This is a genomic window from Variovorax sp. 10N432 (genome assembly GCF_056394465.1).
In genome coordinates this window covers 1-15,718 of sequence record NZ_JBFTHX010000069.1, presented here as the reverse complement: position 1 = coordinate 15,718, position 15,718 = coordinate 1, and the positions used below count along the sequence as shown (strand labels likewise).

Genomic DNA, 15,718 nt, shown 5'->3' with positions numbered 1-15,718 from the left:
GATCGCCACCTTGGCCTTGAATGCCGCTGAGTGATTGCGGCGGGGTCTTTTGCTCATGTCGTCTGCTCCTGTCATCCGGGCTCTGTCCTCGCCCATGGGAGCAGCCTATCCACTTTGCGGCGTGTTCAGATTTGCGCGGCCGGCTCTCAGGCCAGCTGCGTAGCCCAACCCCTGCTTGGCTTCCAATCCCGTGAGCGGTGCCACTTGCCCGATCACGATGTCGGCAGCGCCGGCGCTCGCCATCACGGCGCTTGCGATGGCGGCCCCCAGAATCCAGCGGGCCAAGGTGCGTACGTTCATCCGTTTCTCCGAAAGACAACCAAGCATGCGTCCCCCTACTCGCCGATCCCGAATCGCTGAAGAAGTGCCGACTTCAGCCGTCTGATCTCCACCATCGCATCAGACTTTGGTGCCTGCTGCCCCGACAAGACCGCGGCAGCTTCAGCCGCGGCATCCCTTGCAACACGGGCATTCAGCGAGCATCGAATCAACTCGCGCTTCCGATCCTTTGCGTCCAAGTCGGCAAAGTTTTTCATGAGCACTTCGGCAACTTCAAGCGCCGAAGCTGCCGCAGAGAGCGTCATGTGGATGCCGGCGCGCACACGATTGCCGTAGTCGGTCTCTTCCTTGACGTTCAACTCTTTCTCTTGCTCACAGAGAGGGAGCGTTCCAATGTCGGTAGGAGCGAAGTACGGCACGGCCTGAACGCCACGCTCACGCGCCGAGATCACCTCCTGCAGCGCGACTCTGACCATTTGAACAGTCTCCAGGTCTGGGGATTGCATAGCCGGTTTCACCTCGAAAAGTGGATCTGAACTACCAAGGAGAGTCCGGGCAGCTCCTTGGCATCGGACGCCAGCTTTCTACAGGGCCGCTCACGCTCAATGCAAGCTTGATACAAATGTATCTGGATGTAAATTCACTGTAAAGACACTTTAGGTGAATGAGTCCGTCTGCGGGTGCAAGAACGACATCTCTGCGGTCTGCGCGGCACAGGAGCCGAGTTCGTCCAAGCGTCCGGAAGGCCTGGATGTTCCACCTCAGCCTGACCAGTTCCTTGACCGCTAAGTTCATCGCGATCGAGGCGGCGTTGGCCAGCTTCGAATTGGCTCGCCGACGCAGGATTCGGCGGCGAACCTTGTTCAACATGTTCCGCGCATCGTGACTCCAGATTGGGCTCAAGCGTCGAGGCGCTTCATCTCCCCGTGGTCGAGGGGCACATGTCCGAGCAGAGCGACGTGCAAGGAGAGTGGTTCGGCGACGGGTTTTGCGTGATGGCCAAGCCGCGATTCGCTGCAATCGCACGGGGCATCGATGTCCCGATGTGGCTGCGATGCACCCATATTCTCTTGGCTCTAAATGCACGCGGGCGTAGCGCAAGAGTCGGTTATGGTTCGCCCCGTTTGTGACCAGAACCGAGAGCAACGACCCGTGATTTTTCATGCATTCAACAGGCTCATCTTTGGCGGGACGCCGACGTCATTGACCATCGCGCCGCACCAGGCACGAGCGCAATGCGCCCCGTCGTACCCAAACGCGCTGTGAGACATCGCCAGTCGATTGGCGCTGAGGCGCCCCCTCCTCCTTTGGCATTCGAGAGAAAGAGCTTCACATCATGTTCCGCACCCTGCTCAAGTCCAAGATCCACCGTGTCGCGGTCACCGACTGCGAACTGCACTACGAAGGCTCCTGCGCCATCGACGAAGACCTGCTCGACGCCGCCGGCATGGCCGAGAACGAGCAGGTCCACATCTGGAACATCAACAACGGAGAACGCTTCATCACCTACGCGATCCGTGGAGAGCGCGGCACCGGCATCATCTCGGTCAACGGCTCGGCCGCGCGCCGGGCCTCGGTCGGCGACCTGATCATCATCGCCGCCTTCGGCCTGGTGCCCGAAGACCAGGTGGCCGGCCATCGGCCGAAACTGGTGTTCGTCGACGGCGCCAACCGCATCAAGGAAGAGCGCGCCCACATCCCCGTGCAGGCGGCTTCCGGCGAAGCCGTCGCGGCCTGATGCCGGGCGCAGCGGGCCTCGCCATGACATCGCCAACCCCGGCCGATGCGGCCACCCCCTACGGCACCCTGCCCCCGGCCTCGCCGCCGGCAACGCGAAAGCCGCTCGCCCCGCCGCGCCTGGCCACCATGCAAGCGCGCGGCTGGAAGCTTGACTGCATTTCGCTGCGGCGGCGCGCCGACCTGAAGGAACCGACCGGGGGCGAGCCCCAGGTGGCCCTGGCGGCGGCTCGGCTCGGAAGCACGCGGCCGATCGACAACTTCCAAATCCAGTCAGGGAAGAGAGGAATTGCGCCCCCATGAATCGCCCACATGCACACAACGTCGGCGCCAATGAAGCCTGGCAGCAGCGCAGCCTGCGCAGCGTCTGGCACCCCTGCACTCAGATGCAGCGCGCCGCTGCGGTCCCGCCGCTGCCGATCTGGCGCGGCGAAGGCCCATGGCTCATCGATCACGAAGGCCAGCGCTACTTCGACGCTACCAGTTCGTGGTGGGTCAACCTGTTCGGCCATGCGGATGCGCGCATCAACGCAGCCTTGAAGGACCAGCTCGACCGCCTGCCGCACGTGATGCTGGCCGGCTGCACCCACGCTCCGGCGGTGGAGCTGGCCGAGCGGCTGTCGGCGCTGACCGGCGGTGTGCTCGGCCATTGCTTCTTTGCCAGCGACGGCGCCTCGGCGGTCGAGATCGCCCTGAAGATGAGTTTCCACCACTGGCGCAACCGCGGGCGTTCGGACAAGCGGGAGTTCGTCTGCCTGCGCCAGGGCTACCACGGCGAGACGCTCGGAGCCCTGGCGGTCACCGATGTGGCAGTGTTCCGCGATGCCTACGATCCGCTGCTCATGCGGGCGCACCAGGTGATGTCGCCCGACGCCCGCCAGGCCGGACTCGGCGAGACAGCGGCAGACGTGGCCACGCGGGCCTCCGCTGAATTGGAGGCGCTGTTCGAGGCTCGCCACGAACACATCGCCGCTCTGATCATCGAACCGCTGGTACAGGGCGCTGCCGGCATGGCCATGCACGACCCGGCCTATCTGCGCACGGTGCGAGCGCTGTGCGACCGCTACGAAGTGAGCCTGATCGCCGACGAGATCGCGGTGGGCTGCGGGCGCACCGGGACCTTCTTCGCCTGCGAGCAGGCCGGGATCTGGCCCGATTTCGTGTGCCTGTCCAAGGGCATCAGCGGAGGCACGCTGCCGCTGTCGCTGGTGATGACGCGCGACCACATCTACGAGGCCTTCCTCGATGACGACGTCGCGCGCGGCTTCCTTCACTCGCACTCCTACACCGGCAACGCGCTGGCCTGCCGGGCGGCGCTGGCGGTGCTCGACCGCTTCGAGGAAGACGACGTCCTGCAGCACAACCGGCAGCGCGCTGCAGCACTGACATCGGCGCTCGTGCCCTTACAGAACGATCCGCGCGTCGAGCACTTCCGCCAACGCGGGATGATCTGGGCCTTCGATGTGCGGGAGGCCTTCGTCGGCGATCGCTTCGCGGAACGCTTCCACCTCGCCGGCCGCGCGCGCGAACTGCTGATCCGCCCGATCGGCCGCACCGTCTACCTCATGCCGCCCTATGTGCTGGACGATGAGCTGGCAGCCTGGCTCGCGCAACGCGTGATGGCCACGCTGGACGCCACGGCCGACATCGAGAATGCCCATGCTGATCGAACACCTGAACCACCAACTGCGTGAGCGCGAGGCCCAGGCGCTGCGAAGGCACCGGCGCACGGCCGAGTCGCCCTGCGCGCCGCACCAGCGGGTGTCCGGGCGCGACATGCTGTCCTTCTGCAGCAACGACTACCTGGGGCTGGCGAACCATCCGGCGCTGATCGAGGCAATGGCCGTAGGCGCGCGCCGCTATGGCGCTGGCAGCGGCGCGTCGCATCTGATCAGCGGCCATTCACGCGCCCATGTGTTGCTCGAGGACGAACTCGCCCGCTGGCTGTCGCCCTGCATCCCGGAGGCGAGGGCACTGAGCTTCTGCACCGGCTACCTGGCCAACCTGGCGCTTCTGACCGCCTTGGGCGACGCCAGCGCGACCATCTTCGCCGACAAGCTCAACCATGCTTCGCTGGTCGACGGCGCGCTGCTGGCCAAGGCGCCGCTGCAGCGCTACCCCCACGGCCGGCTCGACCTGCTCGCCAACCAGCTCAGGCTCTGCAGCACGCCGATCAAGCTGATCGTGACCGATGCCGTCTTCAGCATGGACGGGGACATGGCCGACCTGCCGGCCCTTCTGACGCTGGCCGAGGCGCACGACGCCTGGCTGGTCATCGACGACGCCCATGGCTTCGGCGTTCTTGGTCGGCACGGCAGCGGCAGCCTGTCGCACTTCGGCCTGCGCAGCGAGCGCCTCATCTACATGGGCACGCTGGGCAAGGCCGTGGGCCTGGGCGGGGCCTTCGTGGCCGGCCATCCGAGCGTGATCGACTGGCTGGTGCAGTCGGCGCGCAGCTACGTCTACACCACGGCGGCGCCGCCGGCGATCGCGCATGCCGTGCTCACCAGTCTGCGTTTGATCGCCGGCGACGACGGCGAAGCGCGGCGCGCCCGATTGGCGCAATCGATCGCCATGCTGCGCGATGGCCTCACGACATTGGTCCAACAATACCCCGGCCTCGGCTGGCGGTTGGCAGATTCCGCCACCGCGATCCAGCCACTGATCGTCGGCGACAACGCCGCGGCGCTGGCCCTCGCGAAGACGCTCGACGCACAGGGCCTGTGGGTGCCGGCGATCCGCCCGCCGACGGTGCCCGTGGGCACCGCCCGGCTGCGTATCACGCTGAGCGCCGCGCACACGCCGAAGGATGTGCGGGCGCTCCTCGATGGCTTGGCGCAGGCCGCTGGAACGCTGCAATGAGTTCCGCCGCGATGCGGGGTTGCTTCGTGACCGGCACCGACACCGAGGTCGGCAAGACGCGCGTCAGCGCCGCGCTGCTGCACTGGCTCGGCGCGCAGGGGCTGCGCTGCGCCGGCTACAAGCCCGTGGCGGCCGGCACCGAGGTGATCGGTGGCGAGGACGTCAACGAGGACGTGCGCGCGCTGCGCGATGCGAGCTCGATGGTGTTGACCGATGCCGACGTCGGCCCCTTCCAGTTCAAGGCTGCTTGCGCACCGCACATCGCGGCAGCGCTCGAAGGCCGCACCATCGAGCGTGCCTTTCTGCTGCGAGGTGCCCTGGCGCTCGCGACACGCGCCGAGCACCTGATCGTCGAGGGCGTGGGCGGCTTCTGTGTGCCGCTTGGGTCGCATTTCGACAGCGCCGACTTCGCCATGGACCTGGACTTGCCGGTCGTGCTGGTGGTCGGGTTACGGCTCGGCTGCATCAACCATGCGCTGCTCACGGCCGAGGCCATCCATGCACGCGGTTTGCGACTGGCAGGCTGGGTCGCAAACACGGTCGATCCGGCGATGCTGTACCGCGACGACAACCTCGCCACCCTTCGCCAAGAACTGCGACGGCGCCACCAGGCGCCTTGCCTGGGCATGGTCCCCAGGCTGACCGGCCCTGACCCTGCGGCCGTGGCGGTCCACCTCGACGATGCTGCGCTGCGATCGCTGTTCGAGCTGCCCTGAGAGCAAGTGTGAGCATGGCGCGATCTGCAACCACGTTGGCCACCCTTGTGTCCGGTGGCTGGTTATTCTGGCTCGAAGAGACCATCCCTGAAAGACGACATGATCACCACATCCACTTCCACGACAACATCCACCGTTTCCCTGTCATCGTTGCGTGGCGCGACGTCGCGCAACGAGCCGCGCATCGATCAGCGTTGGCTTGTCGCAGACATCGAGGCGCTCTACGCATTGCCGTTCATGGATCTACTCTTCCAAGCACAGCAGGTTCATCGCGAACACTTCGACGCCAATGAGGTGCAGCTGTCGACCCTGCTGTCGATCAAGACCGGTGGCTGCGCGGAAGATTGCGGCTACTGTCCGCAATCCGCGCACTTCGACACCGGCGTGGAGGCGAGCAAGCTGATGGCCCTGGCGGAGGTGGTCGAAGCGGCGCAGGTCGCGAAGGCGCAAGGGGCCACGCGCTTCTGCATGGGCGCGGCCTGGCGCAGTCCGAAGGCGCGTGACATGGAAAAGGTGACCGACATGGTGCGCGAGGTGCGCGCGCTGGGCCTGGAGACCTGCATGACGCTCGGCATGCTCGAAGAGGAACAGGCCCGGGCCTTGAAGGATGCGGGACTGGACTACTACAACCACAACCTCGATAGCGCCCCGGAGTTCTACGGCAACGTCATCAGCACCCGCACCTACCAGGACCGGCTCGATACGCTGGCCCTCGTGCGCGACGTGGGCATCAACGTCTGCTGCGGCGGCATCGTGGGCATGGGCGAGAGCCGCGCCCAGCGCGCCAGGCTGATCGCCCAACTGGCCAATCTCGAGCCCTATCCCGAGTCGGTGCCGATCAACAACCTGGTGCAGGTGGAGGGCACACCGCTGGCCGGCACCGAGCCGCTCGACCCTTTCGAATTCGTGCGCACGATCGCCGTGGCGCGCGATGCCGACCACGATGGTGCGGCTGTCGGCCGGGCGCGAGCAGATGGACGAGGCGCTGCAGGCGCTGTGCTTTGCCGCCGGCGCCAATTCGATCTTCTACGGCGACAAGCTGCTTACCACGAGCAATCCGCAGGCCGAGCGCGACCGGGCGCTGTTCGAGCGGCTGGGGCTGAAGGTCCAGAGCCAACGATGAGCGCGGTGCTGGCGCCCCCGCCGAGCCCGCTCGGCCGCCCGATCATCGACTCGGCGTTCCGCGCCGATCCCTATCCGACCTACGCCGCGCTGCGCGAGGCCGGGCCTATCCATTGGAGCGACGAGTTCTTCGGCGGTGCGTGGCTCCTGACCCGCCATGCCGATGTCGAGGCGGTGCTTCGCGACGCCGCTCGCTTCTCGGCCCAGCGCACCGGCGGCTGGGTGATGCAAAGCCCCGCCGCGCGGGGCGAGTTGAAGGATTTCCAGCAGCTCTTCGCGCGCGCGATGCTGTTCGTCGACGCGCCGGACCATACGCGCATCCGCGGCGTGCTCAACGCAGGCTTTCGCAGCGACGTCCTGCAGCAGTTCGCGCCGGCCATCGAGCGCCGCGTCGATGCCTTGCTCGACGCCGTGGATGCCGACGTTGGCTTCGATTTCATGCAGTCACTGGCGCGGCCGCTGCCGGCCGAGGTGATGGCGATGCTGATGGACATCCCCGCGGCCGATCACGGCGACTTCATCGCCTGGTCCGACGATCTGGCGACCTTCATCGGTGCGCCCCTGCCCTCGCTCGAGCAGGCCCGGCGCGCTCGCACCAGCCTGCTGGCGATGACCGGCTACTTCGAGTACCTCGTGCCGCAGCGCCGGCGCACCCCGGGCGACGATTTCGTGAGCCGGTTGCTGCGGGCCGAGGCGGCCGGCGACATCCAGCCCGGCGCCGAGCTGCTCGCCCAATGCGCGATGCTGCTTTTCGCCGGCCACGAGACCACGCGCAACCTGCTGGGCAACGGGCTCCAGGCGCTGCTCGCCAATCCCGACCAATGGCAGCGCCTGCGGCACGAGTCCGCGTTGCTGCCGGGGGCGGTGCGCGAACTTCTTCGCTTCGACAGCCCTGTGCAGTACACCGGCCGCCGCGTGGCGGCCGATCTGGTGTTGCACGGTCGACAGCTGCGCCGCGGCGACCTGGTGGTCGCGCTCATCGCCTCTGCCAACCGCGATCGGGCGCGTTATCCAGAGGCCGATCGCCTGGACATCGCGCGCCGCCCGGGCGGCTTGTTGTCGTTCGGCGCCGGACCGCATGTGTGCATCGGCGCCAGCCTGACGCTGATGGAGGCTCAGATCGTCTTTGATCGCCTGCTGCATCGGTTCCCGCATCTGCGCCTGGTCGACACTCAGCCGTGCTGGAGCGGCAACGCGGTATACCGAGGGGTCAGCGCGCTGCCGGTACGTCAGTCTCCGGCCGCCGGTCTGCGCATCAGCATGCCGCGACGATAGGTCTCGGCAATGAGCATGCGCGGGCCCTCGGGTGTCACGATGCAGTACGTGCGCGACGCGTCGGTGTCAGGGAGGCCACCGACCGCGCCCCAGAGCCGTTCGTACAGCACCGGCGCCGCATCGAGGAAGGTGCGGCGCACCCACAGGCGCGACAGCAGATGACCGATCGGCATCGCGCCAGCCTCGAGGTCGCGCCGCACATCTTCCGGCAGGCCCTCGAGTGCGATGTACGACAGGTTGTCCATCAACACCTGGCCATGAGCGGCGAGGCAGGTGATCCGCTCGATGAAGCTCGCGCCCGGAAGCACTGCACGCACTTCGGCGGGCACCGCCTGCACGATGCGCTGCTCCAGCACATGCAGCGAAACCGGACCGCCGGCGATGGTTTCGCACAGACGGGTGGTCGATCCGTCCTGCGCCAGCAGCAGGCGCAGCATGTCGCGGGCGTGTTCTGCCCGCGCGGGCGCATCGCATGGTTGGTGAAAGCGTAGACGCTCAAGCGCCTGGTATTCGAATGAAGACATGATCGAAATTGAAGTGACGATTCGCCCCGTGGCATTGCCGGACGGCCCACGCGGCACGATGGCGCGGCTGCGCGGCGAGGGACGTTTCGCGCTGCTCGAAAGCGCGCTGCCCATGCCGCGCCAGGCCCAGTGGTCCTACATCGCCGGACCGGCGCTGGCCACACTGTACACAGACGAGACCACGACCCGGCTCGAACGCGACGGCCGCGAGATCGCGTGCTGGGCCGATCCCTTTGAAGCGCTCGCGGCGGTCGCCGCTGGGGAGCCCGACAGCGTCCGCTTCGAAGGCGACTGTCCCGATGGCATGGACTTTGTCGGCGGCTGGGTAGGCGTGCTGGGCTACGACCTCGTGCGCCATGTCGAGCGGCTGCCTGAACAGGCCCTGCACGACCCGATCCTGCCCCGGCAATGGTGGATTGCGGTGGACCAGGTGCTGGGATTTCATCACCCGAGCGATCAGTGGTGGGAGGCCACCGTCCGCGGCCCCGCGGAGCGATGGCCCTGGACCCGCGCCCGGCGGGCAGAGGCCTGGGCGCGAACCATCGAGTGCGCAGGCGGCCCGCTGCCCGAACGCGGTCAGTGGCAGGCTGGATCGCTCAGTCTGCGCACATCGCGCGCGCAGTTCGAACGCGGCGTGGAAACCATCCGCGAGGCCATCACCCGCGGCGATGTGCTGCAGGTCAACCTGACGCGACGTGAGGAGGCGGCATTCGAGGGCGACGCCTGGGCCTTGTACGAAGACCTCGCGTCGGCGCATCCGGCGCCGTTCGCGGCCTACCTCGAAGGGCCGGGCTTCGCGGTCGCCAGTTGCTCGCCCGAGCGATTCCTTCACCGGAGGGGCGACAGGCTCGAGGCGCGTCCGATCAAGGGAACTGCAGCGCGAGGTATCGGAGAGACCGAGGACGCCGCTCGACGCCAGCAACTGGCGGCGAGCGTCAAGGATCGCGCGGAGAACGTGATGATCGTCGACCTGATGCGCAATGACCTGGGGCGCGTGGCCGCGACCGGCAGCGTCGCAGTGCCCGAGCTGTTCGAGCTGGAGCCCTATGCCAGCGTGTGGCAGATGGTGTCGACCGTGCGGGCGCGACTGCGCCCTGACTGCGGCGTCGCACAACTGCTGCGCGCGTGCTGGCCACCAGGCTCGATGACCGGAGCGCCGAAGGTCAAGGCGATGGAGATCATCGAGGGGCTCGAGACCCTGCGCCGCGGTTGGTATGCCGGCTCCATTGGCTACCTGGACTGCCGCGGCAACATGGACCTGTCGGTCGTCATCCGCACGGCGATTGTTGCCGGCGGGCGCGTGATGGTGCAGTTGGGCGCTGGGATCGTCTCGGACTCCGAGCCGGCAGCCGAATGGGCAGAGACGGTGGCCAAGGGGCTTCGCATCGTCGAGACGCTGGAACGGGGCTCTGAAGCAGCAGGGCAGAGTCCACATCGCAGAACGGCTCTGTGCGACTTCACATGAAGGACCCAGCCGTCACCACAGCCTCGCGCCATGGCGCGCGCTTCTGAGCCGCATCGAAAAAGGCGTTCAACCGGTCTAGATCGAGTGCGGTCGCCGACTCGAAAGCGCAGGCTCCGGCGGTCGCGCTGAACACTCCCGAAACGGTTCGACGAAGCGCATCCGTTGGCATCGACCAGTCCATGGCCCGAAAAATGCTTGATCGCCTCTCATGAAAACATTCATTCGGCTTGCTGAGGTCTGGGTACCGTCAGACGACGAAAGCTTGTTGGAGTTGGCTGGCGGCTTGTTCGATTCCGCGCCGGCTTTTGGTGCTGTCACCAAGCAGATGTGTTTTGGAAGAGCCGAAGGTCTGCCGGGACGCGCATGGGACGATGGCCACCCAGCGATGCTGCGCAAGTTGGAAGGGTCCTATTTCAGACGTGCGGCAGCAGCAAGGGCAGCAGGCTTGAGTTGTGCAGTCGCATTCCCGATCTTCGTTGGGGATGTATTGACCTGCGTGGTTGTGCTTCTCTGCGGTGACACCGGCTCGCATATTGGTGCTGTCGAACTATGGCATAACGATCCGCGCGTTGGCACCGATTTGACTCTTGCAGACGGCTACTTCGGCTCCACGTCGCCAGCGCTGGAAATTCTCACGCGCGACGCCTGGCTGCCGCGAGGCGCAGGCGCCCCGGGTTTGGCTTGGCAGCGCGAATCCGCGATATTCATCGACGACATTGCCGGTTCGAAATACTTTCTGCGTGGCGCCGAGGCCGCTGCTGCCGGCATTTTGCGAGCGTTGTCGATCCCCTGCGGTGTGAGAGGCAACGACACTTGGGTGCTCAGCCTTCTGTCGTCGGCCGCGACGCCGATCGCCCTGCGAACCGAGATCTGGCGTCCGGATGCCACAGGCCTCCATCTGCAGTGCGCCGCGGGCCGCTGCGAGATCAAAGGCCCGCTACCGTGCGGGACTTCAAACTTGTGGCCGATCGACGCGCTGGGTCCGATCGGACTTGCCTGGCGAAGCGGCGTTGCGCAAGCCGTCACCGGAGGCGCCGTTCATGCGGCTCTCACCGCAGAGGAAGCAAAAGCTGCCGGGCTGCGCTCGATACTCGCCATTCCGGTAGTTGGCGATGGCGTGGTCTGCGAGGTCGTTGGCCTGTATTTCTGACTTGGTCTTACTGAATGAAAGCGACTTTCACTCCAGTCCTGAGCTTTTCACAGAGCGCGCTTTGGGTGTTGCATCAAACGGCATCCAAGTGCCAACCGCTGCAGAAGCTACTCGGCCAGAACGCGACAAATACCAAGGTGCACCGTGGCTCAACCACACGTGCACCAATTTGATACGTCTACAGAGGAGAACGATGAACCGGCGAACCGTGATCGGGTGGATGGGCAGCCTCACGCTGCTGACTGTGAGCAACAATTTTGCGCAGGTCGTCGATCTGAACGATGCGATCAACAAGGCGGGGCGTCAGCGCATGCTGTCGCAGCGCGTCGCCAAGGCCTACCTGGCGGCCGACCAGGGCGTGGTCACCCAGCGCGCAGACGAAATCTTGGCTGCCTCGATGGCCCTCTTCGACCGCCAACTCGGAGAGCCTCCATTTCCTGGGGGTGTGCGGTGCATCAAATGTCCAGGGTAGGACGACTTGCCCTACCACTTCGCAGCCCCCCCGACCGTGAGTGGTTCTATGCTGCACCGCACACCCCCAACTTCTGGATGCTCTCCAATCAGGAATTCCGCGTCGGCCAGCGTGTGAGCTTTGCCGACCAAAGCCTGAAGCGGCGTCGGAGAAATCGCGTTCGGATCAACCAGCGCACAGCCACGGTTCACTGCGACGGACGCGCGTGGCGCGTCGCCTTCGCTCTGCTCCAGCAAACCGTTGACGTCACGTCATAAACCCCTCGATCGTCAACGACGGCTTTGAGCCGACATTTACCTTGTGCTCGTCCTTCATCGCAGCTGTCCAACTGGCGCCCGACCGGCGGGTCTGCCCGTGATATCGTAGATGACTCTCATTCCAGAGTCATCTTGGCCGAATTTTGCTTGACTGTTGGGGAAGCCTTTGTAGCGACAGAACCCGTCGCAGCCCGAAGTGCGTCTTGAGCAACGAAAGTGGCCTCGAACGAGGCGAAAAACCTATGCGGGCAGCCACACACCGCGAAGTCGACGGATTTCTCGGCTGCATTCCTTCGTCAAGTCCTCTGGCTGCGACGCTCATAGTTCAGCATTTCCCTGGGCACGGGATTGATTCCAGACGAGGTTCCATAGGACCCACGTGATTGCTGCGTAGAGAAGGCACATTCCGAAACCAAGCGACAAGCACAGCAGATTCATGCCAGTTGCGGCGCCAAGTACGACGGCGGATAACAAATAGACCACCATAGTCGGGATGACAGCAGTGAGAACCGTGGTCAGGCTTCTGGTACGTACCAAGGCATGATCAACCGCCGATGTACCTGAGCCCCACAACGTAGCCTCCCAGGACACGACATTCTCGAAGTCTGAGTAATGTGCGTCGATGAAGCGCGAGATAGATCTTGCATGCAGGCTGAACTCCATGATCTTGGCATCAAGTAATGCAGATAGCACAGGTATTGCCAGGGCGGCCGCTGGAAGGACAAGGCCCTGCCCGAATTGCGGCAGCTTCTCCTGGGTGGTGACAAGGAATGCGATAACAGCGCCGACGAGCACAAACTTCTGGAGCCAAATCGCTTGAAGCTTGTCGAAGTAGCTCGACGATTCAGCTTTCAAGAGCTTATATAACTCAAGGTCGAACTGTTCGCTGCGAGCAGTAGCGGGCCCCGTAGGTGACATAGTCGACTCTTGAAAGGTGATGATTGCTGCTAGTCCAATGGATTTGATGAGAGCTGGGGTCATTCCATGATCACGCCCCGGCAAGACCCCCAGAAAGCGGACAGTTGTGAACGTCTTCTGTTGGCGCTGACGTCTCCCCCATATCCGGTCACTTCTTAAACTGGAGTCGGGCGGCTTCCAGGCGAACGAGGGCGCGAACTTGCCTTCTACAACATCAGCGCAGCAGCTTCGCCGCGGCCATCTCGCCGACCTTTGTGCCCAGTGCGTTCCCGACTTCGCCGGAGTTGCGATAGTGCACGCCGTCGTAGATGCGTGCATCGATGACCTCTTGCGAGAAGGCATCGACGCTGGTCCATGTGCGGGTGACCCCGGGCAACGTCGGGCTGGTGGTAGACAGGCGCGGCGTCGCTCCACTGCCGATCTCGGCCTTCAACACGGCTGCCAGCGATGCGGCGATCGTGCAATGAGCGCAAGGGTACTCGGGGTGCATCGGCGTTTCGATCAAAGGCAACCAGCCGGCATCGCGGTCGGTAGCGTCGTTTCCGTCCTGGTCGCCGTTGCGGATTGCCGTGAACGGGCGCCAGAAATGGTAATGGTACTTGGCGTCGAAGACCGCGTCGATGGCGTCGACCATCGCCTGCCCGCTGGCGGCGAGCAAGCGCGCGTTCTGCGTTAACTCTCGCCCGGGCTGATTAGCCACCGAGCGCGCAATCGGGTAGTAGATCGTCGGCGTCGTCGCCGTCCAGAAACGGGCGATCTCTGTCTGCTCGGCAGTGCGTTGACTCCCGGTTCGCGCACCGAGCGCCTTGACCTCGTTGTAGTCGCGGGCCCAGACGGCGCCTTTCAGATCTGGCGGCGGGCTGGGGCGGAACTGATCGACGCGATCAAGCACCCAGCAGCGCGCCGGAGGCAGATCGGCATTGGCCGGCACGACCGTCGGTACGTAACCCCCAGGACTGGTAACGGGGCGGTAGAAGACGGGTGAGGCTCCAGTGGGTGCCCGCATCGACAGGATGCCGGCAGCGGCCCTCTCGCCCAGCGCGATGCCATCCGACTTGGCGGTGCCTTCTGGCACAGCGGCCAGTGCGGTCTGGTACGCCGCCTCGATCGCAGTGCCCTGCGTCGTGGCCATGCGCGTCAGCACGGCGCGATTGGCCGCAGCCACGGCAGCGTCGACCGACGTTCCCGCGGGTGCCTCCAGCTTCAGGTACCCGGCCTGCGGATAGCGCCGGGTGATCGCGTTGACGGACTCGAACACCGCGACTTGGATCAGCACCATCGGCGCCTGACCCCAAGGTCCCGCCTGGTGAGCCACGGTGATCTCGCTGGCTCTTTGGTTCCAGTCCGTGACCACGTCGGCCTGGACGCCTGCTGCGCACATGAACGGCATTGCGATCGCACAAAGACGCTGTGCATTGATTGTCTTCATCGCCGCTCCTGAGGATGCAGAGGAGCGACGATCATGAACCCGTAGCCGAACGGGCGCAATGCGCCATTGGTGTTAGCGCCGGGGACCTGATGGATCGCGCGAGCGGCTCGACACTTGTTGTCGCTGCGAGCACGCTGTTCGCAGAATGCGTCAGCCCCTGAACAAGGCAGTCAGCAGGCTTGTCGCGACATGACGTTGGCATCCTGCTTGGCTTGAGCGATCCGGAAGACGACGCCGTTCAAGGGACCCCTAAGACCATTGACGTGACAGGGCGACTGGCGGTATCGGGCTGGCCGTTTGCGATCGATTGGCGAAGGGCGGAGCGACGCTGTCGCTCGCCGCACGCGGTGCCGATGTCACCTCAGGATCCACCGACGAGCGACCCCGTGTCCAGCAGCGAGATGTGGCGCGAGATTCTTCAGAACAGCTTCGTCGGGCCGCTGGCACCCCTGAAAGCGGCGATTGACGCGATGCGGCCTGCTCCTGCGCTCCGCAATCGATGCAAGATCGTCGTCATCTCCGGCATCTCATCAGCGCAGGTGGATGAGTAATTCGCTTCTCCAGAGGCGCCGTGTAACTTGGCCGTGCAGGGCAAGCCGGGCGCACGCATCGCGAAGGTGCTGGGCCGCGTCTGCGGCGCGAAGCTCGAAGGTGACGAGCGCTTCGTGTCAAGTGAACCGCCGCTGCCGACTCGCAAGCCTATCGGGGCGCAGTTCGCGAAGGGCTACGGCCTGATGACGGTGGCGCTGTGGCTGACGCCGCGCAATCGCTCGCATTCACGCTCGAGGGAGGCAACCCAGGCGCGGGCCTGCTGGGCTTCGTTGTAGGCCTGAGTGTGCAGCGCGGCCATGCCCCAGCGGCTCTCGAACCAGAGGGCCAGGTACACCGCGCGGGGCGCGTTGCCGCTGGCCTGATAGCGCTGCAGGGTGCGCAGGCTCACGCCCAGGTGGCGGGCAATTTTCTTGCGCGGCTCGACCTGGTCGGCGAGCAGGTAGTTCAGGGGCGGAAGGCGGGCGAACGAAGGCGCGAGGAAGGGCATGACTGGGATCCTGCGAGGGTGCCAGATGAGCGAGAGCCGGCGATGCCGCCCCCGCAAGAGAGCATCACAATCCTGGGGGTGTGCAGTGCAGCATCCTTGCTCCACCGCCTACGCCGCGAGCGGCACCTGGTCCCGAGCTCCGAAACCCGGATACCACCTCTCGAAGGCGCGTAGCTCGTCATTGAGGACCTTGGTGCGAACCTGGAGGAGCAGATGCGCGCCGCGCGGCGTCCAGCGCATCTGCTGCTTTTTCACGAACCGCTTGGAGATCACCTGGTTGACCGCGGATTCAACGAAGCCGGTTGCAATGCGCTCCCCGCACCGGAGAGCCGGCCGCGCAAATCTGAACACGCCGCAAAGTGGATAGGCTGCTCCCATGGGCGAGGACAGAGCCCGGATGACAGGAGCAGACGACATGAGCAAAAGACCCCGCCGCAATCACTCAGCGGCATTCAAGGCCAAGGTGGCGATCG

17 protein-coding genes and 3 pseudogenes are annotated in these 15,718 nt (G+C 65.2%); 12 read left to right on the top strand and 8 right to left on the bottom strand.

What is annotated here, in order from left to right; genetic code table 11:
* Positions 1-105: 105 nt before the first annotated feature.
* Positions 106-300: a hypothetical protein gene (locus tag AC1DF3_RS35370; protein ID WP_478142566.1), complete on the bottom strand. Its 195-nt coding sequence runs from the start codon at positions 298-300 to the stop codon at positions 106-108.
* Positions 301-335: 35 nt separating this feature from the next.
* Complete coding sequence (locus tag AC1DF3_RS35365; RefSeq protein ID WP_478142565.1) at positions 336-785, bottom strand: hypothetical protein; 450 nt, start codon at positions 783-785, stop codon at positions 336-338.
* A gap of 245 nt (positions 786-1,030) precedes the next feature.
* Here AC1DF3_RS35365 and AC1DF3_RS35360 point away from each other — a divergent pair, with 245 nt between their 5' ends.
* The 7 genes and pseudogenes from AC1DF3_RS35360 to AC1DF3_RS35330 all read left to right on the top strand — a co-directional run bounded on the left by AC1DF3_RS35360 (position 1,031) and on the right by AC1DF3_RS35330 (position 7,991).
* Positions 1,031-1,165, top strand: a complete 135-nt coding sequence (locus AC1DF3_RS35360) for a hypothetical protein (protein ID WP_478142564.1) — start codon at positions 1,031-1,033, stop codon at positions 1,163-1,165.
* Positions 1,166-1,615: 450 nt separating this feature from the next.
* The gene (gene panD / locus AC1DF3_RS35355; RefSeq protein WP_478142563.1) at positions 1,616-2,017 is read left to right on the top strand and encodes an aspartate 1-decarboxylase; all 402 of its coding nucleotides are present in this window, start codon (positions 1,616-1,618) and stop codon (positions 2,015-2,017) included.
* Between the two features lie 298 nt (positions 2,018-2,315).
* Entirely contained in the window at positions 2,316-3,710 is a 1,395-nt protein-coding gene (gene bioA / locus AC1DF3_RS35350; protein ID WP_478142562.1) for an adenosylmethionine--8-amino-7-oxononanoate transaminase, read from the top strand.
* Positions 3,676-4,878, top strand: coding sequence for an 8-amino-7-oxononanoate synthase (gene bioF, locus AC1DF3_RS35345; protein WP_478142561.1), 1,203 nt, complete (start codon positions 3,676-3,678; stop codon positions 4,876-4,878). Before bioA ends, bioF begins: the two co-directional genes overlap by 35 nt.
* Positions 4,875-5,594 (top strand): dethiobiotin synthase, encoded by a 720-nt coding sequence (bioD, locus tag AC1DF3_RS35340; RefSeq protein WP_478142560.1) that lies wholly within the window; start codon positions 4,875-4,877, stop codon positions 5,592-5,594. Before bioF ends, bioD begins: the two co-directional genes overlap by 4 nt.
* Before the next feature lie 99 nt (positions 5,595-5,693).
* Positions 5,694-6,717: pseudogene (gene bioB / locus AC1DF3_RS35335) on the top strand (biotin synthase BioB).
* Entirely contained in the window at positions 6,714-7,991 is a 1,278-nt protein-coding gene (locus tag AC1DF3_RS35330) for a cytochrome P450 (protein WP_478142559.1), read from the top strand. The pseudogene bioB and the gene AC1DF3_RS35330 overlap by 4 nt, the downstream one beginning before the upstream one ends.
* Here the strand turns inward: AC1DF3_RS35330 and AC1DF3_RS35325 are convergent.
* Complete coding sequence (locus AC1DF3_RS35325) at positions 7,946-8,515, bottom strand: chorismate--pyruvate lyase family protein (protein WP_478142558.1); 570 nt, start codon at positions 8,513-8,515, stop codon at positions 7,946-7,948. The genes AC1DF3_RS35330 and AC1DF3_RS35325 overlap by 46 nt on opposite strands.
* Here AC1DF3_RS35325 and pabB point away from each other — a divergent pair.
* On the top strand, positions 8,514-9,980 hold the full coding sequence (gene pabB, locus AC1DF3_RS35320; RefSeq protein WP_478142557.1) for an aminodeoxychorismate synthase component I: 1,467 nt from the start codon (positions 8,514-8,516) through the stop codon (positions 9,978-9,980). The genes AC1DF3_RS35325 and pabB overlap by 2 nt on opposite strands.
* Here pabB and AC1DF3_RS35315 read toward each other — a convergent pair.
* Positions 9,973-10,161, bottom strand: coding sequence for a hypothetical protein (locus tag AC1DF3_RS35315; RefSeq protein WP_478142556.1), 189 nt, complete (start codon positions 10,159-10,161; stop codon positions 9,973-9,975). The two genes, pabB and AC1DF3_RS35315, sit on opposite strands and share 8 nt — an antisense overlap.
* 27 nt (positions 10,162-10,188) lie before the next feature.
* On the opposite strand from AC1DF3_RS35315, the gene AC1DF3_RS35310 reads away from it, so the two are divergent.
* Together AC1DF3_RS35310 and AC1DF3_RS35305 are read left to right on the top strand one after the other, a co-directional pair.
* Positions 10,189-11,130 carry a hypothetical protein gene (locus AC1DF3_RS35310; protein WP_478142555.1) on the top strand — a complete coding sequence of 314 codons (942 nt, stop codon included), beginning with the start codon at positions 10,189-10,191 and terminating at the stop codon, positions 11,128-11,130.
* A 193-nt stretch (positions 11,131-11,323) separates the two neighbouring features.
* A complete protein-coding gene (locus AC1DF3_RS35305; protein ID WP_478142554.1) occupies positions 11,324-11,602 on the top strand; it encodes a type IV pili methyl-accepting chemotaxis transducer N-terminal domain-containing protein in 279 nt (92 codons plus the stop codon).
* A 575-nt stretch (positions 11,603-12,177) separates the two neighbouring features.
* On the opposite strand, the gene AC1DF3_RS35300 is transcribed toward AC1DF3_RS35305, so the two are convergent.
* Positions 12,178-12,840: a hypothetical protein gene (locus AC1DF3_RS35300; protein WP_478142553.1), complete on the bottom strand. Its 663-nt coding sequence runs from the start codon at positions 12,838-12,840 to the stop codon at positions 12,178-12,180.
* Between the two features lie 151 nt (positions 12,841-12,991).
* Positions 12,992-14,206 (bottom strand): vanadium-dependent haloperoxidase, encoded by a 1,215-nt coding sequence (locus AC1DF3_RS35295; protein WP_478142552.1) that lies wholly within the window; start codon positions 14,204-14,206, stop codon positions 12,992-12,994.
* A gap of 386 nt (positions 14,207-14,592) precedes the next feature.
* Here AC1DF3_RS35295 and AC1DF3_RS35290 point away from each other — a divergent pair, with 386 nt between their 5' ends.
* Positions 14,593-14,757 (top strand): hypothetical protein, encoded by a 165-nt coding sequence (locus tag AC1DF3_RS35290; RefSeq protein WP_478142551.1) that lies wholly within the window; start codon positions 14,593-14,595, stop codon positions 14,755-14,757.
* 9 nt (positions 14,758-14,766) lie between these two features.
* A pseudogene (locus AC1DF3_RS35285) lies at positions 14,767-14,964 on the top strand (aromatic acid/H+ symport family MFS transporter); the annotation flags it as partial.
* On the opposite strand, the gene AC1DF3_RS35280 reads toward AC1DF3_RS35285, so the two are convergent.
* Positions 14,931-15,245 carry a hypothetical protein gene (locus tag AC1DF3_RS35280; protein ID WP_478142550.1) on the bottom strand — a complete coding sequence of 105 codons (315 nt, stop codon included), beginning with the start codon at positions 15,243-15,245 and terminating at the stop codon, positions 14,931-14,933. The pseudogene AC1DF3_RS35285 and the gene AC1DF3_RS35280 sit on opposite strands and share 34 nt — an antisense overlap.
* 108 nt (positions 15,246-15,353) lie before the next feature.
* Positions 15,354-15,569, bottom strand: a pseudogene (locus AC1DF3_RS35275) (ISKra4 family transposase); the annotation flags it as partial.
* Between the last annotated feature and the right edge of the window lie 149 nt (positions 15,570-15,718).